Annotated in this window: 19 protein-coding genes and 2 tRNA genes; 5 read left to right on the top strand and 16 right to left on the bottom strand. The window is 61.9% G+C overall.

Translation table 11 applies throughout. The features are described from left to right. Window positions 1–12: 12 nt before the first annotated feature. Complete coding sequence (locus tag BS300_RS19230; RefSeq protein WP_204378247.1) at window positions 13–4,542, top strand: choice-of-anchor K domain-containing protein; 4,530 nt, start codon at window positions 13–15, stop codon at window positions 4,540–4,542. 69 nt (window positions 4,543–4,611) lie between these two features. On the opposite strand, the gene BS300_RS19225 is transcribed toward BS300_RS19230, so the two are convergent. After that, the gene (locus BS300_RS19225; protein ID WP_033114575.1) at window positions 4,612–5,106 is read right to left on the bottom strand and encodes a hypothetical protein; all 495 of its coding nucleotides are present in this window, start codon (window positions 5,104–5,106) and stop codon (window positions 4,612–4,614) included. Window positions 5,107–5,282: 176 nt separating this feature from the next. Between BS300_RS19225 and BS300_RS19220 the strand changes: the two genes are divergently transcribed. Next, window positions 5,283–7,247, top strand: coding sequence for an EAL domain-containing protein (locus BS300_RS19220; protein WP_071914691.1), 1,965 nt, complete (start codon window positions 5,283–5,285; stop codon window positions 7,245–7,247). A 62-nt stretch (window positions 7,248–7,309) separates the two neighbouring features. Here the strand turns inward: BS300_RS19220 and rraB are convergent, their stop codons facing one another. Then, window positions 7,310–7,645, bottom strand: a complete 336-nt coding sequence (rraB, locus tag BS300_RS19215) for a ribonuclease E inhibitor RraB (protein WP_033114697.1) — start codon at window positions 7,643–7,645, stop codon at window positions 7,310–7,312. 264 nt (window positions 7,646–7,909) lie between these two features. On the opposite strand from rraB, the gene BS300_RS19210 reads away from it, so the two are divergent. The 3 genes from BS300_RS19210 to BS300_RS19200 all read left to right on the top strand — a co-directional run bounded on the left by BS300_RS19210 (window position 7,910) and on the right by BS300_RS19200 (window position 9,779). Further along, window positions 7,910–7,985, top strand: a tRNA-Phe gene (locus BS300_RS19210). 4 nt (window positions 7,986–7,989) lie between these two features. Next, window positions 7,990–8,065 (top strand) — tRNA-Asn (locus BS300_RS19205). Window positions 8,066–8,504: 439 nt separating this feature from the next. Continuing rightward, entirely contained in the window at window positions 8,505–9,779 is a 1,275-nt protein-coding gene (locus tag BS300_RS19200; protein WP_071914688.1) for an alpha/beta fold hydrolase, read from the top strand. A 77-nt stretch (window positions 9,780–9,856) separates the two neighbouring features. Here the strand turns inward: BS300_RS19200 and BS300_RS19195 are convergent, their stop codons facing one another. Genes BS300_RS19195 through BS300_RS19130 form a run of 14 tightly spaced genes read right to left on the bottom strand, consistent with a single transcriptional unit; the run spans window position 9,857 to window position 23,091 of the window. Continuing rightward, window positions 9,857–11,098, bottom strand: coding sequence for a beta-ketoacyl-ACP synthase (locus BS300_RS19195; RefSeq protein ID WP_071914686.1), 1,242 nt, complete (start codon window positions 11,096–11,098; stop codon window positions 9,857–9,859). Next, the gene (locus BS300_RS19190) at window positions 11,095–11,820 is read right to left on the bottom strand and encodes a 3-ketoacyl-ACP reductase FabG2 (RefSeq protein WP_071914684.1); all 726 of its coding nucleotides are present in this window, start codon (window positions 11,818–11,820) and stop codon (window positions 11,095–11,097) included. The genes BS300_RS19195 and BS300_RS19190 overlap by 4 nt, the downstream gene beginning before the upstream one ends. Next, window positions 11,817–12,275 carry a hotdog family protein gene (locus tag BS300_RS19185; RefSeq protein ID WP_071914682.1) on the bottom strand — a complete coding sequence of 153 codons (459 nt, stop codon included), beginning with the start codon at window positions 12,273–12,275 and terminating at the stop codon, window positions 11,817–11,819. Before BS300_RS19185 ends, BS300_RS19190 begins: the two co-directional genes overlap by 4 nt. Further along, window positions 12,272–13,438 carry a beta-ketoacyl-[acyl-carrier-protein] synthase family protein gene (locus tag BS300_RS19180; protein WP_071914680.1) on the bottom strand — a complete coding sequence of 389 codons (1,167 nt, stop codon included), beginning with the start codon at window positions 13,436–13,438 and terminating at the stop codon, window positions 12,272–12,274. Before BS300_RS19180 ends, BS300_RS19185 begins: the two co-directional genes overlap by 4 nt. Continuing rightward, the gene (locus BS300_RS19175; protein ID WP_143241855.1) at window positions 13,435–13,989 is read right to left on the bottom strand and encodes a DUF3261 domain-containing protein; all 555 of its coding nucleotides are present in this window, start codon (window positions 13,987–13,989) and stop codon (window positions 13,435–13,437) included. The genes BS300_RS19180 and BS300_RS19175 overlap by 4 nt, the downstream gene beginning before the upstream one ends. After that, on the bottom strand, window positions 13,989–16,301 hold the full coding sequence (locus tag BS300_RS19170) for an MMPL family transporter (protein WP_071914676.1): 2,313 nt from the start codon (window positions 16,299–16,301) through the stop codon (window positions 13,989–13,991). The genes BS300_RS19175 and BS300_RS19170 overlap by 1 nt, the downstream gene beginning before the upstream one ends. Continuing rightward, entirely contained in the window at window positions 16,291–16,884 is a 594-nt protein-coding gene (locus tag BS300_RS19165; protein ID WP_071914674.1) for an outer membrane lipoprotein carrier protein LolA, read from the bottom strand. The genes BS300_RS19170 and BS300_RS19165 overlap by 11 nt, the downstream gene beginning before the upstream one ends. Next, window positions 16,884–17,321 (bottom strand): acyl-CoA thioesterase, encoded by a 438-nt coding sequence (locus BS300_RS19160; RefSeq protein ID WP_071914672.1) that lies wholly within the window; start codon window positions 17,319–17,321, stop codon window positions 16,884–16,886. The genes BS300_RS19165 and BS300_RS19160 overlap by 1 nt, the downstream gene beginning before the upstream one ends. Beyond that, entirely contained in the window at window positions 17,299–18,870 is a 1,572-nt protein-coding gene (locus BS300_RS19155; RefSeq protein ID WP_071914670.1) for an aromatic amino acid ammonia-lyase, read from the bottom strand. Before BS300_RS19155 ends, BS300_RS19160 begins: the two co-directional genes overlap by 23 nt. Then, window positions 18,857–20,533, bottom strand: coding sequence for a glycosyltransferase family 2 protein (locus BS300_RS19150; RefSeq protein ID WP_071914668.1), 1,677 nt, complete (start codon window positions 20,531–20,533; stop codon window positions 18,857–18,859). The genes BS300_RS19155 and BS300_RS19150 overlap by 14 nt, the downstream gene beginning before the upstream one ends. Next, window positions 20,530–20,895, bottom strand: a complete 366-nt coding sequence (locus BS300_RS19145) for a hypothetical protein (RefSeq protein ID WP_071914666.1) — start codon at window positions 20,893–20,895, stop codon at window positions 20,530–20,532. Before BS300_RS19145 ends, BS300_RS19150 begins: the two co-directional genes overlap by 4 nt. After that, a complete protein-coding gene (locus BS300_RS19140) occupies window positions 20,895–22,286 on the bottom strand; it encodes an AMP-binding protein (RefSeq protein ID WP_071914664.1) in 1,392 nt (463 codons plus the stop codon). The genes BS300_RS19145 and BS300_RS19140 overlap by 1 nt, the downstream gene beginning before the upstream one ends. Then, entirely contained in the window at window positions 22,283–22,846 is a 564-nt protein-coding gene (locus tag BS300_RS19135; RefSeq protein ID WP_071914662.1) for a hypothetical protein, read from the bottom strand. The genes BS300_RS19140 and BS300_RS19135 overlap by 4 nt, the downstream gene beginning before the upstream one ends. Then, window positions 22,846–23,091, bottom strand: a complete 246-nt coding sequence (locus BS300_RS19130; RefSeq protein ID WP_071914660.1) for an acyl carrier protein — start codon at window positions 23,089–23,091, stop codon at window positions 22,846–22,848. The genes BS300_RS19135 and BS300_RS19130 overlap by 1 nt, the downstream gene beginning before the upstream one ends.

Here is a 23,091-nt window from a genome sequence, read left to right as displayed (position 1 = left end):
CTGCCGGGTGCGGTGACCACCACCATCACCGACGAGACGCTACCGGGAGCGGAAGACACCGTGTATGCCCAGATCGAGGTGGATCAATTCAGGGTGCTGGAAGGTGGCGCGCTCAAATACACCGTGAGCCTGGTGGACAAGGACGGCAATGCCGTGACACTGCCGGCAGGCAAACTGGTGACCCTGAATTTGGCATGGAGCGGGGCGGCGGCCAATGATGGCGACACCAGCGGTCGTCCGGCCAGCGTGACCATCGGTGCAAACGGCAAAGCCGAATTTACTGTTACTACAGTAAACGACACCATTTATGAGATAGATGAAAAGCTTGCTGTCACTATCAGTGGTGTGAAGATCAATTCAGCATTTGAAGCTATTTCGATAGTAAATGGAAAAGGTAGTGCTGAGACCGTCATTGTGGACAACGATGCTCCCCCTACCGTGGTGATCAATAAACCTGCGGTGGTGTCCGAAGAGGGGCTGGTCAACGGGTTGCCTGATAACGCAGGTAATACAGATTCCACCAATGCGACCGTCGCCAGCGGCACTATTACCGTGGGGGATGTCGATAGCAGTAGCTTGACGGTCAGCCTCTCTGGTCCATCCGGACTCAAGTCCGGCGGTCTGGATGTGAAGTGGAACTGGGATGTATCAGGCAAAGTGTTGACCGGGTATACCGGTACCTTGGGTGGTGCGGACTATAAGGCGGTGCTTGATGTCAAACTGACTGCGCCTGCAGGAAGTACCAAAGGAGATTGGGGATATGACGTTACTCTGAAAGGAGCACTCGATCATCCGGTGACTGGTGCCGAGGACACGCTGAGTTTCAACGTCGGAGTTTCTGTTTCTGATGGACAGAGCACTACGGTCGGTTCGCTGCCTATTACTGTTGAGGATGACGCGCCAATCGCTGGGGACATGACGGCCGTCTCTCTGGTGAAAACCAGCATCCCGGATGTGTTGACCGGCAAGTTCAGCCTGACCGGGTATGTCGGGGATAGCGGCAGCATTGATGCGGGCAAATTCACTATCACAGCACGGGGGTTCGAGTCTTCGACTTCCTCTAGGCTCGTTGATGCCAAGGTCAATGCCTCCGTTGACGGGCTAGGCGTCAAGAGCACGAGCGCGCCTTATCACAACATTGATAATGAGATCGATTTCCGCAAATTTGCGGATGGTTCGAGTGTATCCGAGGAGTTGGTGATCAAGCTGGATGCGGGCACTGTGGCATATGGTGCCAAGATTGAGTTCAGCAAGATCTATGGTGGAGAACTCGAGAGCGGTGTGGTCGAGTTCTGGCGCGACGGTAAACTGGTTGCAACACAGACATTCAGCTCGAATGCTGCCAATGGTGATTATGCTGCCAACTTCCAGGTTCAGCAGGGCGGTTTTGACACCATGGTGATCAAGGCGACCGATAACGGCAAGTCGGCCAGCTGGGGTGACAACAGTGACTTTACTGTCAAGTCTATCGAGTTCCTTGGTTCCTCTACCCCGCAGGCGATTGCCTATGGTTCGGGCACGCTCGATCCGCAGTGGGGCGCTGATGGCAAAGGACGTTTCGAACTGGTCACCGGTACGGTCGAATCCGGCCTCAAGACAGTCGTCGGTCTGGCTATCGCGATCACCGCCGATGGGGCTAATACCCTGCTTGGCAAGGACAGCAATGGCAGTCTGATCTTCAAGATGGAGTTCACGCCTGCAACAGGTAAATGGGAGTTCTTCCAGTATGCCGAGATGCAGCGCCCTGCTGACGGTGACATTGACTTTGCATTCAAAGCCTACGATCGCGACGGTGATGGCTCGCAAGGCAGCTTTGCGGTCAATCCGCTGGTTCGCCCCGATGTAATGGGGGTATCGAATGCCAGTGTGACTGAAGGGGGGGCTTTGCAACATGTTGTCACCCTGAGCGGAGCGACCAATGTGGCGACCGAGTACAGCCTCTCAATTGCTGGCAGCGGTGCTCATGCTGCCAGCAGTGCTGATTGGGGAGCTTTGCAGTTTACCAACGGGGTGACCTACAACAGCACCACCGGCAAGATAACCGTGCCTGCCGGAGTATCGAGTTTCACTGTATCGCTGAATACGGTAAACGACACGTTGCCCGAGTTCACCGAAACGCTGGCGATCTCGGTGGGTGGCGTTTCCGGTACCGGCACCATAGTCGACAATGATCTCTCGGTGCGGCTCGGTGGCGGTCTGGTCGATGAGGATGGTTTGTCTGGTGGCAACGCCGGTTTGCCCGAGCCTGTCGGGGCGCCGACCAGCGGCCCGCTCTCGGTAACCCAATCGCTGCAGGTTACTGATGGCAATGGTAGCAATGTATCCGGCGTTCAGCTCAAGCTGGTCAGCATCACCGGCTTGAGCGGCATTACCGGCATTGATGGCCAACCCGTGAATGTGGTGCAGGATGGTGCGGGTCTCAAAGGTTACTTTGGAACCAACCCGGCCAATGTGGCCTTTACCGTAACGGTAGACAACAACTCGAATCCACCGAGCTATACCTTCACCCTGATCAAGCCGCTCAGCCACCTTGTGGATGGTCAAAGCAGCGTATTGAGCAGTCAGGATGAGCTGCGTCTCACGGTGAATTATGAGGTGAGCAAAGCTGGTTCCGACACTGCGAGCGGCTCTTTCGATGTCGCCGTGCGTGATGATGTGCCGGTTGCTGTGGTCGATGATGCCAAAGTTAACGTGGTTGTTGATTCATTCCAAGTTTCGGGGGTTGATGCTAACTGGGTAAATTGGAGTGGTGGTTCGTATGTCAAAGTCAGTGACTCTGATGATGTTAACCCAGGTAAAGATCAGATTCGTTGGGGTGGGGGTAGTAATCCGTCTGGCTACGGCTTCCTGGACAATGATGCGGCATTGAATGGCGCAATTCCGATCAATGAAGAGATCAAACTGGGCACATTCACTCATTACAATAACCCGATTTATAACGATGCTATCAGTGCAGCAACGATGGAGGTTACTTTCTCCGTAACTGATGCATTGGGACGGGTCACACCAATAAAACTTGTTGTGAATTTCAATCATAACGAAACCCCCAATGACAAATGGGGGAATGGTGATGACATCATCTCGATCGGTAATACGACAGCTACCTTCAACTTTGAAGGTAAGGCATACACGCTGGAGGTACTGGGTTTCCGCGATGCGGGTGGCAACGTGGTGAAGACTATTTACACCAAAGAGAATGCCAGCAACAGCTTCGATCTGATCGTCAAGTTGGTGGAAGGGTCTGGTTATCAGTTGCCACAGACCACCGGTAATGTGCTGACCAACGATCTTGCCGGTGCTGATGGTGGTCTGAGTGTCATTGGCTACGGAGTCGGCAGCAGCTCGACCACCTATACCAATGGTGCGGGTATCCAGGTAGTTGGTCTGTACGGGGTACTGACCATTTTGGCCAACGGTGCCTATACCTATCAGGTCACCAAGAATGGCAGCCAAATCCCGGCCGATGCGCGCGAGGTGTTCAGCTACAGCGTACGCGATGGTGATGGCGACACCACCAACAGTACTCTGACCATCAGCGTCAACCCGGTGGACAGCAACGGGGTACCGGTTCATCTGCCGCTGACGGTCGATGGTACCGACCTCAACGACTCTATCGTGGTGCGCAATGGCGAGAGAGCGACTAATCCTGACCGCATGGATGTTTCCTTCGGCGGTAATCTGCTGGGTGAAGTCATTACCAGTAACGGCGGCACCGACCATATACATAGCGGTACCAGCTATAACAAGGGAAGTGCCGACCAGATCGTCAGCAGCGGTGCCGGCAATGACCATATCGAAACCGGCAGCGGCAACGATGTGATCTATGCAGGCAAAACCGGGGCTGATGGGTTTGGTACTGACGATTCGTTGCAACTGACGGTCGATCAGCTCAAGGCTCACCACATCATGACAGGCAGCTTCTCTGGCACTGATGCCATGCTCGATGGCGACGGTCTGTTGCTGAGTGTTGATGTCAGTAGCCGGCAAGCGGATGTGGTCAATGGTGGTAGCGGCAATGACAAGATCTACGGGCAGTCAGGTTCCGACATCCTGTTTGGTGGTACCGGTGACGACTATATCGATGGCGGCAGTCACAACGATGCGCTGCGTGGCGGTCTGGGGAACGATATCCTGATCGGCGGGCTCGGCAACGATGTGATGCGTGGTGACGGCGGTGCAGATACTTTTGTCTGGAACAAGGGGGATACCGTATCCGGCTCTCTGACCAAGGATTACATCATGGACTTCAACAAGGGGTCAGGCAGTGTCAATCTTTCGGAAGGCGACAAGCTGGATCTGCGCGATCTGCTGGATCACGATGGTTCTCACAACCAGAACGATCTGAAGAGCCTGCTCTCGGTGTTCCAGGATAACGAAGGGGTGCACTTGCAGGTCAAGGAGAGCAGCACGGCCTCTGTTACCCAGGAGATCGTGTTGATGAACCACACCTTCGACAGTCTGACGGGCGGTTCGGCGACCACGTCCAATCAGGTGATCGATTACATGTTGAATAATCACATGCTCGATATTGATAAGCCGTAAGCACTAACGGCTACGCAATAAAAAGCGGCAGAGAAATCTGCCGCTTTTTTATTTTGAAGTGAAGAAAAATCAGTTGCCGAGGGTGGCGAACAGGCTTTGCTCCAGGGTGCCGCGGGAGACACAGACCGGCTTGATGGAGGGGGCCGGTACGCGCTCGCCTGAGGACTCAACGAAGAACAGCTCGGTGTTGCCCTTGACGTTGACGGTCGCCACGCTGCTGTTGCCGCTCTGGGTGATGATCAGGTTGATCTGCAGGTTGGGGTTACCCAGTGCTACTTTGGAGCCCATAGTACCGCAATCCAGCCACTCCAGACCGTCGGCAGAGTGCTCGACGTTGGCGGTCATCAGGCCGGAACCGCGCTGACTGTTTTCGATGTTGAGGCCGTGATCGGTGAACCACTTCTCGGCACGGGCCCATACCAGGTCAACCGGGATCGCCATCTCCTGGGTATTGTTGGTCGCCTTGGCAATCGGCGGGTTGTAGCGGTACTCTTCACCACCATTGTTGTCACCGGCACAACCGACCAGCAGCAGCGCCAGAGCGCCTCCCATAATCTTTTTCATCTTCTTTCTCTCGTCCATTTCATCCGGCCATTGGCCAACCGGCGCCTATTATCTCCGGAGCGACAATCTCTGTCAGCAAGCATCCTGCATCGAGCGTGTTATTGTGCCAGTCAGGTCGCTTTACAAAATCGGTTTGCTATCATAGATTTGCTCGAAATTCCTCCATAAGCGCCCCTGTGAACAACATGCTCACCCCGGATCTGCTGCAGCAGATCATCGACCATCTGCCAATGAGTATCTTCTGTCGGGATAAGCATGGGCGCTACCTCTTTGCCAACCGCATGTTTGCCAGCGAGGCAGGCTATATCTCGCCTGCCGAGGTGGTCGGCAAGACGAATGCGCAGATGCCGTGGGGAGACATCTTTGGCGAGGAGGACAGGCAACTGCTGGCGAAGGGGGAGCCGCTGCTTTACCAGCAGCTCCACTGCAACAGCGGCGGCAACACCAGCTGGATGGAGATCCACAAGGTGCCGCTCTATGACCAGCAGGGCGAGCCTTATGCCGTGTTTGGCGTGGTCAACGAGATTGCGCAACGGAAAAACCTCGAACAGACGGTCAAGAACCAGCAGGTATTGCAGCGGTTTTTGCTGGATGCGATCCCCGATATTATCCGCTTCGATGACCATAACGGCGTGCTGCTTGAGTGCAATCAGGCGTTTCTCGACTTTATCGGGCAGCGGGCCGAGGAGGTGCTGGGCCACCAGATCCCCTATCGACTCTCTGCGCCGCAAGGGATGGATCAGGGAGAGTGTTGCCTGCTGGACGCCAGTGGCAAGGGGCGGCATATGGAGATCACCCGGGTGGATGTGTCCGATGGTGATGGCCACTCCCTCGGTGTGCTGACGCTGGGTCGCGATATCACGGGGCTGCGTACCACTCAGGCCCAGCTGCAGCAGGAGCAGCACTACGACAGCCTGACCGGCTTGCTCAAGCTCTCCCGCTTTCTGCAGACCAGCCGCCATCTGGGTGGCCGCAACGCCACGCTGGTGCTGGTCGACCTGCACCATTTTCGCGAGATCAACGATCGCTTCGGGATCCGGATTGCCGATCGCCTGCTCAGTCAGGTAGCCAAGCGGCTGCAGCAGTTGGCGCCGCCGCGTTCGCTGCTGTGCCGGGTGGCGGCTGATGACTTCAGCCTGCTGCTGCCCGAGCTCGGCGAGCCGTTGCAAGGGTGGAGCCAGCAGTTGCAGCAGCAGCTGATGGAGCACTATCAGGTGGAAGAGCACCGCATCCAGATCCCGGTTTTCCTCGGGCTGGCTCAGGGCAAGGCCAATGATGCCGAACGGCTGCTCAGCCATGCGGAGGCGGCACTGGCGCAGGGCAAGCGGCAGCAGCACTACACCACCCTGTTCGATCCTGAGCTCCATGCCAAGCTCAAACGGCGTCAGCTCATTGCGGCCCAGTTGCCACTGGCCATCAAGTCGGCCCAACTGGTTGCGGTCTATCAACCCATCGTCTGCAGCAGAACGCTCCGGTTGCATGGCGCCGAGCTGCTCTGCCGCTGGCCTCATCCCGAGCTGGGGATGATCTCCCCTGACGAGTTCATTCCGCTGGCAGAAGAGATGGGGGTGATCGGCCAGCTTGGTCAGCTGATGCTGGAGCAGGGTTGTGCCCAGCTGGCGCAGTGGCAGGCGGCTTGCCCGGAGATGATGCTCTCCATCAACCTCTCGCCGCTGCAATTTCGTGATCCGGCCCTGTGTGAGCTGGTACAGGGTTGTATCGTCCGCCACGGGCTCAAGGCCAGTCAGCTGGAGCTGGAGATCACCGAAGGGGTCCTGATGGAGAATGCCGACCAGATAGAGACCAACCTCGACAACCTGATCGCTGCCGGCTTCCAGCTGGCCATCGATGACTTTGGCACCGGCTACTGCTCGCTGGCCTATCTGCCGCGGCTCAAGGTCGCGACCCTCAAGCTGGATCGCAGTTTTACCCAGGGGCTTGCCAGCAACACGGCGACGACCGCCATCGTGCGTTCCGTCATCGGGCTGGGCCATGAACTCGGGATCCGCATCACGGCCGAGGGGGTGGAAACGCCGGAGCAGCAGCAGTGGCTGACCGATGCCGGTTGCGATCGTCTGCAGGGCTACCTCTTCAGCCGGCCGCTGCCGCCGCTGGAGTTCGCCGCCAGCTATCTGGACTGACTTTGTGCCAGAAACAACAAGGCCACCTCGCGGTGGCCTTGTTGTTTGGCGATGGGGCAGGATCAATCCTGGAAGTAGGTGCCCCAGCCATCGTAGTCCACCCCGTATTTTTCGAGGATGGGCAGCATTTTGGCGATATCGGCCACGATGGCTTCGACATTCAGCTTGCACTCGATGGTGGCATCGAAGCAGAAGATGGTGGCGCCGTCATCCAGCTCCATCTCTTCGGCATCGGTCACTTCGAAACCGGCCTTGAACAGGTCAACCGCTGCTTTTTCCAGACGGTCGAAATCCTGGCAGGCGAAGTGGTGTTCAATGTCGTAATCCGCGTCAGGGTTGCTGCCGTCGGCCAGCAGCTCGTTGACGATCTCTGTGGTCTCTTCACGCCACTCTTGCATATTCAGACTCATGTTGCCTCCAGGCGGTATCGTTGCGGCAAAGCATACTCGCACAGCGCATCCGGCTCAATGCGGCAAACCTGCAGAAGCGCTGATTTCCCGCTGTTTGGTGATGAATGGCACAGGAGAGTGGTGTGGCGAGCCCGTTTTTTGCCCTGAAACGGCCAATAACCACCCGTTACGTTCAGTTGTTGAGCGAACGAACTTTTTATCGTGCCAGCGTGGTTGACACCGTGCGCCGGAAAGGGTTTAATGCGCGCCGTTGCCCAGATAGCTCAGTCGGTAGAGCAGGGGATTGAAAATCCCCGTGTCGGCGGTTCGATTCCGTCTCTGGGCACCACAATTCCTCCTTAGTTCAGTCGGTAGAACGGCGGACTGTTAATCCGTATGTCACTGGTTCAAGTCCAGTAGGAGGAGCCAAATTCGAAAAGCCCGCTCAATCGAGCGGGCTTTTTTCATTTCTAGTTGCCGTTGCACGCGGCTAAAAAGAGTGTCGCGCCACAGGTGGCACTGAACAGCAACATGCCGGTCTGCAACATGCTGCCAGGGCATGGCTTTTTCTCTCTTTTTCCGGCCCTGATCCACTTCGGTTTCATCACGTTCCCTTATCCATTTTGTCGGCCTGAATCCCTGCACTCCTGCGCAGGTTCGCCATCTTTGTTGAATGGGGGCATGGCGTCAATCTCCCGGCCAGGAGAATAATTCAGCAAGCAATCACCTCCTTGACAACGCGGTTCAATCCTCTTTTTTGCACCCTTTGAACCAGCCTCCACATTCGCAAAAAGCGGCATGACCCGGCTGGCGAGCAGGGCTAAGATGGGGCTGAGCCTATTCCGACCTCGACATGGAGAGAGTCAAGATGAGCAGCCCACTGCACTACGTACTGGACGGCGTTCACTGCGAGCCGCACTTTTTTACCGTTCCACTCGATCACGACGATCCCGATGGCGAGAGCCTGACCCTCTTTGCTCGCACTTTGTGCCGCAAGGATCGGCTTGATGACAAGCTCCCCTGGCTGCTCTTTTTGCAGGGCGGCCCAGGTTTCGGGGCGCCGCGCCCAAGCGCTAACAGTGGTTGGCTCAAGCGGGCGCTTGAGGAGTTTCGGGTGGTACTGCTCGATCAGCGGGGCACCGGCATGTCGAGCCCCATCCACAGTCATTCACTGGCCAAAATGACCCCGGCCGAGCAGGCGCACTATCTCAGCCACTTTCGCGCCGACAACATAGTGCGGGACGCCGAGTTTATCCGGCTGGAGCTGAGCCCCAACCATCGCTGGAGCCTGCTGGGTCAGAGCTTTGGCGGCTTCTGCTGCCTGACCTACCTCTCGCTCTTCCCCGACAGTCTGCGGGAGGTCTATATCACCGGTGGCATCGCGCCGATTGGCCGTAGCGCAGAGGAGGTCTACCGCGCCACCTACCAGCGGGTGGCCGACAAGAATCGCGCCTTCTTTGCCCGCTTCCCCCATGCCCAGCCCATCGCCAACCGGCTGGCCAACCATCTGCACCAGCACGATGTGCGGCTGCCCAATGGTCAGCGCCTGACGGTGGAGCAGTTCCAGCAGCAGGGGCTGGATTTGGGTGCCACGGGAGCTTTCGAGGAGCTTTACTATCTGCTGGAAGAGGCCTTTATCGGCGACAAGCTGAGCCCGGCATTTCTCTATCAGGTGCAGAGCATGCAGCCATTCAATACCAATCCGCTGTTCGCCATCCTGCACGAGGCCATCTATGCCGAAGGAGAGGCGACTCGCTGGGCCGCCGCCCGGGTCAGAGAGGAACTTCCCGAACTGAACTGGGCACCCGGCAAGGATTTTGCCTTCACTGGCGAGATGATCTTCCCCTGGATGTTCGAGCAGTTCCGCGAGTTGCTGCCCCTGAAAGAGGCTGCCCATCTTTTGGCCAACAAGGCGGATTGGGGGCCGCTCTATGACCCGGCCCAGCTGGCCCGCAACAAGGTGCCGGTGGCCTGCGCCGTCTATGCCGAGGATATGTACGTGGAGTTTGACTACAGTCGCGAGACCCTGCGGGGTCTGGGTAGCAGCCGCGCCTGGATCACCAACGAGTATGAGCACAACGGCTTGCGGGCTGATGGTGAGGTGGTGCTCGACAAACTCATCGCCCTGAACCGGGATCGCTGAGGCGGATAGAGACGCCGGATTGCGGATAAAACAAGGGGCCATATCGGCCCCTTTTTCGTTGCTTGCTGTGATGTCACTTATTTTGTTTCATCGTGCCAGCGGCGGAAGATGAGTGAGGTGTTGATGCCGCCGAAGGCGAAGTTGTTGGACATCAGATACTCGATCTCCAGCTGGCGTCCCTGACCCGTGATGTGGTCGAGGGGCTCGCAGGCAGGATCCGGGTTGGCCAGATTGAGGGTCGGAGCAAACCAGCCATCGTGCAGCATCTCAAGCGACAGCCAGGCTTCGATGGCGCCACAGGCACCGAGGGTATGGCCGAAGTAGCTCTTGAGCGAGGAGATGGGGGTCTGGTCACCGAAGATGGCGGCGGTCGCCTGGCTCTCGGCGATATCGCCCCGCTCGGTGGCGGTGCCGTGAGCACTGATATAGCCAATCTGCTCGGGGCGCAGCCCGGCCTGATCCAGCGCCATCTGCATGCAGAGCTGCATGGTCTGGCTCTGGGGCTGGGTGACATGGGCCGCATCGCAGTTGGTGGCAAAGCCGACCAGCTCGGCGATGATGTGGGCACCGCGGGCGAGGGCGTGGTCCAGCTCTTCGAGCACCAGAGTGGCAGCCCCTTCGCCGATCACCAGTCCGTCGCGATCCCGGTCAAACGGGCGCGGGGTGAGCTCGGGGGTGTCGTTGAGCTGACTGGTGGCAAACAGGGTATCGAACACCACCGCCTCGGAGGGGCAGAGCTCCTCCGCGCCACCAGCCACCATCACGGTCTGGTAGCCGTGGCGGATCGCCTCGTAGGCGTAGCCGATCCCCTGGCTGCCGGAGGTGCAGGCGCTGGATGTCGGGATGACCCGGCCTCGCAGGCCGAAGAAGAGGCCGGTGTTGACCGCTGTCGTGTGCGGCATCATCTGCACATAGGTGGTGGCGGTGATGTTGGCGGTGGTCTTGTCGTTGAGCATGGCGCCAAAGGCGCTGATGGGTGCCGTGCTGCCGGTGGAGGAGCCATAGGCGATACCGGTGCGGCCATCGCTCAGCACAGCTTCGTTCAGCAACTTCGCCTGCTCCAGCGCGAGCTCGGAGGCCACGGTCGACATCTCGGAGACTCGCCCCATGGCGCGGATCTTCTTGCGCGGATAGTGGGCCGGCAGGGCAAAGTCGCTGATCGGTGCGGCTAGCCGGGTGTTGAGCCCGTCATAGACCCCCCACTCGTGCATGGTGACCACGGCGTTGCGCCCTGCCTGCAGGCGCGGTTTGACGCTGGCCCAGTCGTTGCCAAAGGCGGTCACACCGGCCATGCCGGTGACTACGACCCGTCGATTCATATCAGGCCTCCGTTGATGGAAATTACTTGCCGGGTGACATAGCCGGCGATATCGGACATCAGGTAGGAGACCAGACCGGCTACCTCCTCTGCCTGTCCCATGCGTTTGAGAGGGATCATCTTGAGCGCTTCTCCCTCCACTTCCGGGCTGACCATGCCGGTGTCGATAAGGCCGGGGGCCACGCAGTTGACCGTGATCCGCCGTTTGGCGAGCTCCAGCGCCAGCGCTTTGGTGGCACCGATAAGGCCGGCCTTGGAGGCGCTGTAGTTGACCTGACCGCGGTTACCCATGATGCCGGAGACCGAGGAGAGGGTGACGATGCGCCCGCCGCGGCGCAGTCCGATCATCGGCATGATGCAGGGTTTGAGCAGGTTGTAGAAACCGTCGAGGTTGGTGTGGATGACATCATCCCACTCGTCGTCGGTGAGTGCCGGGAAGGCGCCGTCACGCACGATGCCGGCATTGCAGACTACGCCGTAGTAAGCGCCGTGCTGCTCGATGTCGGCTTCAAGGCGTGCGCGGCACAGCTCGCGATCGCCGATATCAAACTGGATGAGGCGCCCGTTGCCGCCTAGGGCGGTGATCTCGTCGAGGGTCGCCTGCGCCCCCTGCAGGTCGCTGTGGTAGTGGACGACTACGGTGAAACCGTCGGCCGCAAGCTTGAGGGCGATGGCGCGGCCAATTCCCTTGCTGGCGCCGCTAACCAGTACGGTCGAATTCATTGTTTCTGCTCCAGTAAATCTGTCAGTTGTGCCTCGGTGGGCTGATAGGTGCTCAGGCGGGCTCTGGCGCACTCGCGATCCCCAAGCCAGATGCTGCATTCAAAGCTGGCCATCCCGCCATCCTGCAGCAGGCAGTGGGCCTCGATGCGCAGCAGGCTGCCGGAGGCAAAGACGGGCAGCTCGCTCTGGTATTTGCGGGTGCCGAGCAGCATGCCGATCCGCACCGGCTCATGGTGGCTGTGTGCCTGCATACCTGCCCAGGCGGCGATGGTTTGCGCCATCAGTTCGATACCGCACCAGCCGGGCAGATCGCCGTTGTCATCGAGCAGCAGCCCCTGCCGTGCTCCCACCACCGTTTCGCAGCAGACACTCTGCTCGTCGTGCGCTGTGACGCGCTCGAGCAGCAGCATTGGCGCGCGATGGGGAAGCAGTTGTTCTATGGGAGGAAAAGTCATGATGCCTCTTTGCCAAAAATCAGGCTGACGTTGTTGCCACCAAAGGCAAACGAGTTGGACATGATGATATCGACCGGCCCCTGCTTCTGCACAAGAGAGATGGGGGCTAGCGCCGGATCGGCCGTTTCACCCTGCGGTGGCAGCGGCAGGCCCCGCTCGATCAGCAGGCAGCAGAGCGCCGCTTCGGTCGCACCGGCAGCCCCGAGGGTGTGGCCGGTCAGCACCTTGGTCGAGCTGACCGGTACCTTGTTCGGGAAGAGGCGCGCCAGCGCGCGGCTCTCCATCTCGTCGTTGAGGCGGGTGGCGGTGCCGTGGGCATTGACGTAACCGATCCGTTCAGCCTCAAGGCCGGCGCGGGTCAGCGCCATCCGCATCGCCCGCTCGGCACCTTCCCCTTGCGGGTGCGGCGCCGAGATATGCCAGGCATCCGATGACTCTCCATCCCCCAGCAGGGCTAGCGGAGCGGGCTCCAGGCTCACCAGAAACAGGGCCGCCCCTTCGCCGATGTTGATGCCATCGCGCCCGGCGGCAAACGGCTGGCAGCGCTGTTCGCTCAAGGACTCCAGACTGTCAAAGCCGTTGAGGGTGAGGCCGCACAGGGAGTCGGCCCCACCGACCAGCGCCACATCGGCCTGACCGCTGGCCAGCAGGCGGCGGGCGGTAATGAAGGCGCGAGCGCTCGAGGAACAGGCGGTCGAAATGGTCATCGCCGGCCCCTCAAGACCAAGGTGAGCGGCGAGAAACAGCGAGGGTGAGCCGAGCTCCTGCTGTACGTAGTCAAACTGCGGTGGCAGCGCCTCGCCACGCTCGCTCGCCGCAACGGCGGCCTCGGCCTCGCCGATGCCGGAGGTGCTGGTGCCGAGCACCAGCGCCACCCGCTGCGATCCGACGCGGGCGATAGCGGCGTTCACTTCGTCTTCGATATCGGCCAGCGCCGCGAGCAGCAACCGGTTGTTGCGCGAGTCGTAAGTGGTGATCGTCACCGCTGGCAACGGATGGCGCACCCGACCCACCGGCGAGGTGCGGCCATCGACCAGCGTCCAGTGTTCGCCATCGAGCGGGCTGGCGCCACGGATGCGCCACGCCTCGAGGGCGGCACTCACCTCATCCTTGCCACGGCCGAGGGCGTTGATGAGGCTGTAGGCGTGAATGTAGAGGGTCATTGCGCCAGATTCTCCAGTTGCAGGCGGTAGCCAAAGCGGTGCTGTGTCAGGCTGACCGGCTCGCGCTGGCCTTGCCAGTGCTGATAGCGGATTTCGGTGACCAGTACGCCGGCAGGGTCGGTGAGGCGGCGAACATCCCCCTCATCGACCAGCTGCCAGCCCGCCGGCAGACGGGATTGCCACTCGGCCAGCGGCCAGTAGCAGAGCATCACGTCGGCCAGTACCTGAGCCGGCGGGGGCAGGGCGTTACCGGGCAGGGGGAGCAGCCGCTCGCTGTGAATGCCGCTCTGGTCGTACTGCACCTTGAACAGGCGCGCACCGGTCGGCATCAGCCCGACCAGGGTGATGCCCTGCTGGCCGGCCTCCAGTGCGGTGAGCAGCTGATACTGCTTACCCTTGACGCTGGCGATCAGCAGTTGTTGGCGGTTTAGCGGTTCGGCGCGCTGGGGCGCCGGCAGCGAGAGGGGAACGCCCGGGGCGATAAACGCCTCTATCCCCTGCTGGCTGCTGCAACCGCTCAGCAGCACCAGCAGCAAGTACCAGTATCTCATCATGACTCCGCAGCTGGCCGCGGGGCCAGCACCATGGGGGATAACAGAAACGCGGTGAAGATCCCGCCGCTCAGCACAATTCCGAAACCGGCGATGGCCGGGGTGTTGCTGAGCGCCAGCAGGCCGAAGGCCAGCAGGGTAGTGAGGTGGGCCAGCAGGATGGCGAGCAGGGTCGATTGCTGGCGGGCAGGCTCGCTGCCGCAGTGGGCGAAGAAGAGCCCGTAATCGATGCCGATGCCGAAGATAAGGCTCAGCGCCAGCACGCCAAAGAGGGTGAGCGGCTGGCCACTGAAGCCAAGCAGCGCCAGCCCCATGGCGATGGCCAGCCCGTTGACCAGCAGGATGCGCAGGGTCAGGCGCCAGCCGATGCGATGCCAGAGCAGCCCCATCACCAGCACCACTGCGACCAGCAGCAGCTCGGCGAGCTTGAGGCGGTAATCGGCAAAGAGCTGGCTCCACTGGCTGCGCTGATCCTGCCAGATCACCCCGTCATGCTCGTCAGCCAGACGGGCCAGCGCGGCGGCATCGTGAATGCCGGCCAGCGGCACCCAGATGCCGACCCGGCCATCGGGCAGGGCGTACCAGAGCAGGCGGCTCCCTTCGCTGACCGGGCTGGTTAGCCACGCCTCGGGGGTCAGCAGATCCAGGGGACGAGCGCTGGCCTCCACCGGCACACCGGCTGCCTTGAGGGCGGAAATGACGCCCGGTTGCAGCGCCATGATGGCCTGATGATCTGCCTGCTGACGAGCCCTCGAGGGGATCCACTGGCTGATGGCGACAAACTGGTCGAGCACCTTGTGCTGGCGGGCCAGCTCAAGCTGGTCAGCCAGCCTCTCTAGACGGGTGAGGGCCTGCTCGCCATCGCGGCCTACCACCAGATAGCCGGTCATGCCTCCCTGCTGGCCGGTCAGTTGCTGGATCTGGCGCTCCTGCGCCTGCAGCTCGTGGGGCAGGGGTTGCAGCTTCTGGATATCGTCATCCACCACGAGGCGGCTGATGCCGATGGCGCTGATCACCAGCACCAGTAGCGGCAGCCAGCGGCGCAGGCCGCCCGGGCGCTGCCAGGCCTCAATCCAGCGCACCTGCCAGTGGCGGATGGGCAAAGCCCCCTGCGGCAGGTCGCCCAGCCAGTAGGGGAAGAGCAGCAGCACGGTCAGGAAGGCGGCCAGCAAGCCTGCCAGCGCGCAGATGGCGAGCTGTTGCAGCCCCGGGAAGGGGGCGAGCCAGAGCAGGGCATAGCCGATCAGGGTGGTGAGCAGTGCCAGACTCAGCCCCGGCAGCAGGTGGGCGCGGGTCTGCGCCGGTGTCTCGTGACCATGCAGGCGCCGCTCGCTCAGGAAGTGGATGGCATAGTCGATGGAGATGCCGATGAGGCTTGAGCTGATCACCAGGGTGAAGACGTGGATCTCGCCAAACACCAGCAGTACGGCGCCTAGCCCCCACAGCATCCCCATCGTCAGCGGCAGCAGGGAGAGCAGCAGGGCGCGCACCGAGCGAAATGCCAGCCAGATGAGCACAATGACCCCGATAAGAGAGCCCAGCCCGATGGTCGAGATATCCTGCTCGGCGAGCGAACTGGCGTGCTGGCTGTAGAAGAGGGTGCCGCGGCGCAGCAGTTCGACGCCCGGATAGTGCTGGCGCAACTGCTGCTCGGCGGCTGCCAGCTCGGTGAGCAGTTGGCGGTTGCGCGCCATGTCGAAAGCGGAGAGGTTGAGTTCGGCCCGTACCATATACCAGCGGCGGCCATCCGGCCCGGTGCTGCTGAGCCAGCCTTTTTCGTCCAGCTGCATCGGACTCTTCTGCTCCAGCACCGCAGCGCGGGTCAGCAGCAGGGGATCGGCCTGCCACTCGGCGCGCGAGACGCCGCCGAAGGGGGAGTAGATCTGCCCCAGCACCCACTGGCTCCACCCCTCGGGGCCACTGGCCAGCCGTGCCCGCGCGCTCGGCGTGAGGTGTTGCCACGCCATCTGTCGCATGTAGCTCTGCCAGGCGCCGGCGAGAGACGGCTGGGCCGCCTTCAGATGTTCCAGTGAGTCGATGGCGGCCAGCTGCTTGCTCCATGCGGTCGCGGCAGCTTCACCATTTTCGCCGGCGGGCAGGCTCACCAGCCACACTAGCTGCCGGTCGAGGTTGGCGAGCAGTCCGGCCCGGATTTCCGGATGCCACTGCTGGTGCTCCTCCTTGGGCAGCAGATCCATCACGCTGGTATTGAAGCGGGCGCGGGGCAGGGCCAGCGCCAGGGCAAGGCAGACCGCCACGCAGAGCAGCAGCCACAATCGCCCCAGCAGGCGCCACTGTTTCTCAGTGAGCATCAAAACGGGATTGCTCCTCGGCACTCAGGGGCAGGTTTTTAAGCTGCCAGTCAACAAAGCGGATCAGGGTGACATCCCCCTGTTTGTCATGGATGGCGAGCGAGGCGAGCTCGTGACGCCCCTTGAGCACCAGACTGGCGAAGACCTTGTCGAGGGGCGAGCGGATGGGCTCGAGGGTCAGGGTCCACTCTTCCCCCTCGCTGGCGAGTTTGTGGCGAAAGTAGTTATCCAGCGCCGCTTCGCTCGGGTCGAACAGGGCCAGCATCAGGTTGCTGAACTCCAGCAGCTGCGGGCTGTCGAGGGTCTGGGCCGGTTGACCGGGCAGCTGCTGCACCATGCGCGTCGGGGTGAGGGTCAGCGTCAGGGGAAAGGGTTTCTGCTGCTGCCACCAGAGCCCCTTGCCCTTCACCAGCAGCAGCTCACCGCTGGAGCGCAGCGCCTGAGTGAGGCCGCTTATCTGGCGCTCCTGCTCGAAACGGGCGCTGCGGGCATCGGCCGCCGTGAGCTGTTGCTGCACATCGGCCAGCGTGATTCCCAGCGTTGGCCAGGAGAGCAGAGCCAGCAGCAGGGTGAGACGGGCCATCATTCGCTCATCCCCAGCTTGTCGAGCAGCACCTGCGGTGAGGCGAGGCACATCTCGCCGCTCTGCTTGCTGACCGCCACCTGCACCGTGTACCCCTTGCTGGTGCGTTTGCCACTCTGCGGGTCATAGAGAAGGTAATCGATCTTGAGGCGATGCTGGTACTCGACCAGGGTGGCGCGCACCCGCACCGTCTGGCCAAAGCGCAGCGGGGCTATGTACTTCATCCGCACATCGATGACCGGCCACAGATAGCCGGAGGCCTCCATCTGCGGGTAGTTGTAGTCGATGCGATCGAGCAGGGCACAGCGGGCCAGCTCGATGTAGCGCAGGTAGTGGCCGTGCCAGGCAACGGCCATCATGTCGACGTCGTGGAAGGGGACGGTGACATCGACCTCGGCACTCAGCTGCCAGGGCTCAGACATGGGACACCTCGTCATAAATCGGGTAGTGACGTGCCTGCAGGCGGGCCATCATGGCGCGCAGCTCGGCCTCCAGCGGGCGGTCTTCGCAGAGGAAGGGGTGATCGCGGCGTACCGCCTCGACAGTGGCAGCGAGCGCCGGACTGAGGGTGGTCTGGTCATTGCACTGCAGGGCAAGGCGCAGCTCGACTCCCTGCACCGCCGCCAGCAGGCTGGCGCTGGCCACCTGTTCGGTCAGGGTCAGCACCCGCAGCGCATCGCGGGCGGCGATGGTGCCCATGCTCACCTTGTCCTGATTGTGGCACTCGGTCGAGCGCGAAAAGACGCTGGCGGGCATGGTGTGCTTGAGCGCTTCCGCCGTCCAGGCCGAGGCGCCAATTTGCACCGCCTTGAAGCCGTGGTTGATAAAGCGGCGCTCGTCGCTTGCGCCGGAGAGGTTGCTCGGCAGCCCCTGATTGAACTTGCTGTCGACCAGCTGGGCCAGCTGACGGTCGAGCAGATCGGCCAGATTGGCCACCGCCACCTTCATGCTGTCCATCGCCATGGCGATATGGCCGCCGTAGAAGTGACCGCCGTGCATCACATGCTCCCCGTCACCGTCGATGAGGGGGTTGTCGTTGGCGCTGTTGAGCTCGTTTTCGATAAGCGTGCGCCACCAGGGCAGGCTGTCGGCCACCACGCCGATGACGTGGGGCGCGCAGCGCAGGGAGTAGCGATCCTGCAGCCGGTTGCTGTGGTGCGGCAGCTCGCCGCTCTGCAGATCGGCGCGCAGCCAGGCGGCGATCTGCTGCTGGCCCGGGTGGGGCTTGGCGGCAAACAGGCGCTCGTCAAAGTGGAAGGCGTTGCCCTCCATCGCCACGCTCACCAGCGCGGTGATTCGGGTGCAGAGCCGCATCAGGTATTCACAGCGGGCATAGGCGAGGCAGGCGAGCGCCGTCATCACCGAGGTGCCGTTCATCAGTGCCAGTCCCTCTTTCGGACGCAGCTGGAGCGGTGTGATGCCGAGCTCGCGATAGAGCTCGGCCGCGCTGGTCAGCTCCCCGTTGCGGTAGAGTTCTCGCTCGCCGATCAGCGCTGCCGCCACGTAGGAGAGCGGAGTGAGATCGCCGCTGGCACCGACCGAACCCTCTTCGGGAATGCGCGGCAACAGGTCTTGCTCCAGTAGCCAGGTAAGCCGCTCGAGCAGGGGCAGGCTGACGCCGGAGACCCCCTGTGCCAGCGAGTTGAGGCGGGTAGCCAGCACGGCGCGGGTCGCGGCCAGACTCAGGTTCTCGCCCATACCGCAGCCGTGAAAGCGGGTCAGATGCAGGGGCAGGGTATCGACCAGATCGAGCGGCACTGCCCGGGTGACCGAGTCGCCATAGCCCGTGGTGACCCCGTAGATCACCCCTTCCTCGGCGAGCAGCCGGTCAAGATAGTCGGCGCCGCGTTGGATACGGGCCCGGAACTCGGGGGCCGGGTTGAGGTGTGGCGTGGCGCGACGCTCGGCCAGCGCGACGACCTCTTCGATGGTGAGGGGGCGGGCCCCGAAATGGATCTCGTGCATGCCTTGATCAGTCCTGCTCATCGGTCAGATGCCAAAAGTCGAAAAAGTTGAACCACTCCAGCGGCGCACGCAGGCAGTGGTGTTCCAGCCGGTTGGCGTAGTGCTGTACCCGGGCCTCGAGTTGCTGCTGGCGCCCGGCCCGCGGCAGGGGCGAGCCGTCGGCGAACGGCTCGAAGTGCACCCGAAAGCGCCCCTGCTCCCGCAGCCCGAACATCAGGTAGGTGGGGCAGCCGAGGATGGCCGACAGCGCAAACGGGCCGAGCGGGAAGGGGGCCTTGGCACCGAGAAAATCGGCCCAGACTACCCGTTTCTCTTTGGTGACAGAGGTGCGATCGCCGACGATCACCACCCACTCCCCTTCCTCGATGCGCGATTTGAGCATGATGGCGGTATCGGCCCCCAGCTCCTGCACCTGCACCAGATTGAGGCCGGAGTCGGGGTTCACCTCCTGCAACAGGGCGTTGAAGCGGGCTGCGTGGCGGGTAAAGACCAGCGCCGTGATGCGAACCCCTTGCGCCTTGCTGCCAAGGGCGCGGCACAGCTCCAGATTGCCCAGATGGGAGCCGATGATGAGGGCTCCCTTGCCGCGAGCCGCCTCGTAATGGTGCGGGTTCACCAGCTCGATGTCGTCGAGGCCTATGTCGCCGCGCCAGGCGGCCAGTTTGTCGAGCGCCGCCTCGCCAAAGCGCAGGAAGTGGCGCAGGCTGCCCACCGGTTCGGGCAACGGTTGGTTGAGCTCGGCGGCGCGGGCGGTGAGGCGGGTCAGATAGTCACGGGAGGCCTCGCGCTGGCTGCGACCGGTCAGCCAGAAGTAGCTGATGACCGGCAGCAGCAGGGCCTTGAAGCCGGGACGGCCAAGCAGCCGGTAGCTCCAGAGCATGGTGCGAATGCCGAGCAGGGTGCCGCGCTCCGGGGTGCGTGACCAGTGTTCCCGTCCGCGCTTCAACAGTTGGCCGGGGGCGCGCAACAGGCTGGCTGCACCATCGCGCAGCAGGGTCAGCACCAGACGGGTGTGCATCCAGGAGATGCGCAGGTTATCGTGCAGCGGGTTGAAATGGGAGAGGCCGTTCTCGGGGTAGTGCACCTTGACCGGAACAAAGTGCACCGCCACACCGCGCCAGTGCAGGCGCACCATGATCTCGATGTCGAAATCCATCCGTTCGCCGAGAGTGCACTGCTCAAGCAGCGCGCAGCTCGCCTCGACCGGATAGACGCGAAGGCCGCACATGCTGTCCTTGATCTCGAAGGAGAGTGTCTCGATCCAGACCCAGGCGTGAGTCAGGTAGCGGCCGTAGAGGCGCCCCTTGGGCACAGATTCATCGTATTCGGGGGCGCCGGAGATGAGCGCCTGCGGGAATCGCTCTGATTCGGCCAGCAGCTCTGGCAGGCGGGAGAGATCGTGCTGGCCATCCGCATCGACCTGCAGGGCGTGGCTGAAGCCGCGCGCTCTGGCTGCCAGCAGCGCCGTCTTGACTGCGCCACCCTTGCCCCGGTTGTGCGGATGGCGAAGCAACGTGACCCAGCCGGCGTGTTCGGCTGCCAGCTGATCGAGCAGGGTGGCCGCGGCCGGCTCGCTGCCATCATCGACCAGCAGGCAGGGGAGGTTGAGCTGCGCGAGTTCACGCAGCACCGCCGCGAGAGGGGCTGCGTGGTTATAGCAGGGGATGATGATGCAGGGCGTCACGATAGCTTGACCCGTCCGCTGCTGGCGAGCGGCAGTGTATCGACATCCTCTGCGCTGCCGAGACGATATTCAAAGCGCAGCTGGCCGTCGCCATGAGCGCGCAAGATCAGCCAGCAGTGATCATCCGGGCGCAGCGGGCGTTGGAACTTGAGTTGGTCCATCCCCTGAAACTCGCCGGTGAGCAGCTTCTCTGCGCGGGCGAAGTGAATGGCCAGTTGCAGCTGGGTGACCCCGGGCAGCAGGGGCGCCTCGGGAAAATGGCCTGCAAACCAGGGCAGGTCGGCACTCAGGTGCAGCAGCAGCTGCACGCTATCGGAGGTTGCCTGACGTGCCAGCAGGGCGGGCAGCAGTGAACTATCCATCAGGTGGGTACTCCGGGTTGTTGCAGTGGCGTCTGGTCAAACGCCTGACGCAGCGCCACACCGTCGCGTTTGCCCGCGCCGGTCAGGGGCAGCGCCGGAAAAAGTCTGATGCTGCGCGGCAGCGCCACCGGCTCGAGCCAGGGGCGCAGCTGGCGGCGCAACTGTTGCAAGAAGGCGCCGTGGCCAAGGCGGGTGAAGCTCTGCATCCCCTGCTGGCTGAGCACCAGTGCGACGCCAAGCACCTGACGTCCGCCCTGCTCAAGGGGCAAGACTGCGGCATCGAGTATCCCCTCCAGCCCCTTGATGCGCAGCTCGACATCGTCGAGCGAGATGCGTTTCTCCTCGATCTTGACGATGCGATCGCGCCTGCCAAGCAGGTGAAAGCGGCCTGCCGCGCCTTTGTCGCCATCATCACACAGAGTGATGCGATCGCTGCCGACCCAGGGCTCAGGCTCATCCATAAAGGGTGAGCGCAACAGCAGAGTCTGCTCTTCGTCACAGCTGACAGTGACACCGGCAAAAGGGGTCCAGGGGATATCGGGCGCAGCGCTCTGGCGCCAGCCGATGCCGCCGGTCTCGCTGCTGCCGTAGATCTCCACCGGCAAGGTGCCGAGCAGCGCCGCGCATTGGCGTGCATCTTCATAGGCGAGCGGGCCGCCGGAGGAGAAGATCTGCCGGCAGCCGCTCCCCGCAAGGGCGGGATCGAGCCGCGACAGGAAGGCGGGCGAGCTGACCAGTACCCATGGCTCTTTCTGGCTGGCCAATTGCTCCGGATAGTCGGTCTGGCTGCGGGCAAACGGAATGCCGAGCGCCAGCGGCAGCAGGATGCGAAAGAGCAGGCCGTAGATGTGCTGATGGCTGACGCTGGAGAAGAGCCTCGCTCCCCCAAGGTGCTGATGCCACAGGGCGATCTGGGTACGTACCTCTGCTTCAAGCAGCGCCCAGGGTTTGGTGATCCCCTTGGGCTGGCCGGTTGAACCCGAGGTGTAGAGGGTGATCTCGGGGGCCAGCGTCGCTATTGCTTCCGTGGCTGGCAATGGCTCGCAGGCTGTAACGGCATCGATGCGCAGCACGGCGCAGGGGAGCGGCAGCGGTTCATCGCAAAGCAGTCCATCGAAGGCATCTTGATCCAGCAGCTCCTGCAAGCCGGCGAGGCGCTGGTGGCCGGGCAGCACCACGGCTCGCCCAGCCATGGCGCAGGCGAGCAGCGCCTGACAAAAGTGGTAGCTGTCACCGGTGCAAATAGCCCAGCGCTGCACCGGCAGTGCGGTGAGCTGGCGGGCGAGCAGCCCGGCGCTCTGGCGCAGCTGTGTCAGCGTCCACGCTCGCTGGCCATCGAAGCTGACGACGCGGTTGCCATCTGCCTGCAGCAGTTCATCGAGCAGGGTCATGCGCTATCCCGTTTCATCACGCGCTGGCGCACCAGCCATTCACCGCCCATCAGCACGCCCATCAGCAGATAGCTGACAAGGCCGTTGTAGAGACTCCAGAGCGTCAGATCGCCGTGCCAGACAGTCCAGCCAGAAAAGAGGCCGTTACCGATAAAAAAGAGGCACCACACCCGGGTCACCTTGCGGGTGTAGCGGACTCCCCGCTCCGGCAGATCCGGCGTGGTGAGGCGGGCCAGCCGCTCAACCAGCGTCATAGGTTGAGTGAGGCTCCAGCCAAACACTCCCAGCAGGGTCGCGTTGACGGCAATGGGGTAGTAAAGCAGCCAGTCGTGCTCGCGAAACCAGAGGTTGAGGCCGATCAGCAACAGGCCGACGGCCCCGAGCCAGCGGGTCGCCCAGCGCCAAGCTCCCGGCAGGGCTGCGCCGGCAAACAGGCGAATGGCAAACAGCGGCAACAGCAGCAGAGCCAGCAGGCCTCTCTCCCCATGCGACAGGCCAAGATAGACCAGCAGGGGATAGAGCAGTAGCAAGGCGCCCGCCAGCAGGTTGATGCGACGCATTACTCGGCGAGCAGGCGTTCGACGGCGTCGACCACGTCGGCGACGGTGCGCACCGACTTGAACTCTTCCGGCTTGATCTTCTTGCCGGTCAGTTTTTGCAGGTGCACCACCAGATCGATGGCATCGATGCTGTCGAGTTCAAGCTGTTGATAGAGCTTGGCATCCATGGTGACGTCTTCGGGGTCGATGTCGAACAGCTCGACCAGGGCGCGGCGAATTTCGTTGAAGATCTCATCTCTGGTCAT

This window comes from Aeromonas sp. SCS5 (assembly GCF_001887375.1).
Taxonomy (GTDB): domain Bacteria; phylum Pseudomonadota; class Gammaproteobacteria; order Enterobacterales; family Aeromonadaceae; genus Aeromonas; species Aeromonas jandaei.
This window is presented reverse-complemented; position numbering and strand designations above follow the sequence as displayed.

Excerpts from the sequence above, each read along its gene's own strand:
- BS300_RS19225 (WP_033114575.1), bottom strand. The coding sequence starts at position 5,106 with ATGAAAAAGATTATGGGAGGCGCTCTGGCGCTGCTGCTGGTCGGTTGT.
- rraB (WP_033114697.1), bottom strand. The coding sequence starts at position 7,645 with ATGCAAGAGTGGCGTGAAGAGACCACAGAGATCGTCAACGAGCTGCTG.
- BS300_RS19200 (WP_071914688.1), top strand. The coding sequence starts at position 8,505 with ATGAGCAGCCCACTGCACTACGTACTGGACGGCGTTCACTGCGAGCCG.
- BS300_RS19195 (WP_071914686.1), bottom strand. The coding sequence starts at position 11,098 with ATGAATCGACGGGTCGTAGTCACCGGCATGGCCGGTGTGACCGCCTTT.
- BS300_RS19190 (WP_071914684.1), bottom strand. The coding sequence starts at position 11,820 with ATGAATTCGACCGTACTGGTTAGCGGCGCCAGCAAGGGAATTGGCCGC.
- BS300_RS19185 (WP_071914682.1), bottom strand. The coding sequence starts at position 12,275 with ATGACTTTTCCTCCCATAGAACAACTGCTTCCCCATCGCGCGCCAATG.
- BS300_RS19180 (WP_071914680.1), bottom strand. The coding sequence starts at position 13,438 with ATGACCCTCTACATTCACGCCTACAGCCTCATCAACGCCCTCGGCCGT.
- BS300_RS19175 (WP_143241855.1), bottom strand. The coding sequence starts at position 13,989 with ATGAGATACTGGTACTTGCTGCTGGTGCTGCTGAGCGGTTGCAGCAGC.
- BS300_RS19170 (WP_071914676.1), bottom strand. The coding sequence starts at position 16,301 with ATGCTCACTGAGAAACAGTGGCGCCTGCTGGGGCGATTGTGGCTGCTG.
- BS300_RS19165 (WP_071914674.1), bottom strand. The coding sequence starts at position 16,884 with ATGGCCCGTCTCACCCTGCTGCTGGCTCTGCTCTCCTGGCCAACGCTG.
- BS300_RS19160 (WP_071914672.1), bottom strand. The coding sequence starts at position 17,321 with ATGACGAGGTGTCCCATGTCTGAGCCCTGGCAGCTGAGTGCCGAGGTC.
- BS300_RS19155 (WP_071914670.1), bottom strand. The coding sequence starts at position 18,870 with ATGAGCAGGACTGATCAAGGCATGCACGAGATCCATTTCGGGGCCCGC.
- BS300_RS19145 (WP_071914666.1), bottom strand. The coding sequence starts at position 20,895 with ATGGATAGTTCACTGCTGCCCGCCCTGCTGGCACGTCAGGCAACCTCC.
- BS300_RS19140 (WP_071914664.1), bottom strand. The coding sequence starts at position 22,286 with ATGACCCTGCTCGATGAACTGCTGCAGGCAGATGGCAACCGCGTCGTC.
- BS300_RS19135 (WP_071914662.1), bottom strand. The coding sequence starts at position 22,846 with ATGCGTCGCATCAACCTGCTGGCGGGCGCCTTGCTACTGCTCTATCCC.
- BS300_RS19130 (WP_071914660.1), bottom strand. The coding sequence starts at position 23,091 with ATGACCAGAGATGAGATCTTCAACGAAATTCGCCGCGCCCTGGTCGAG.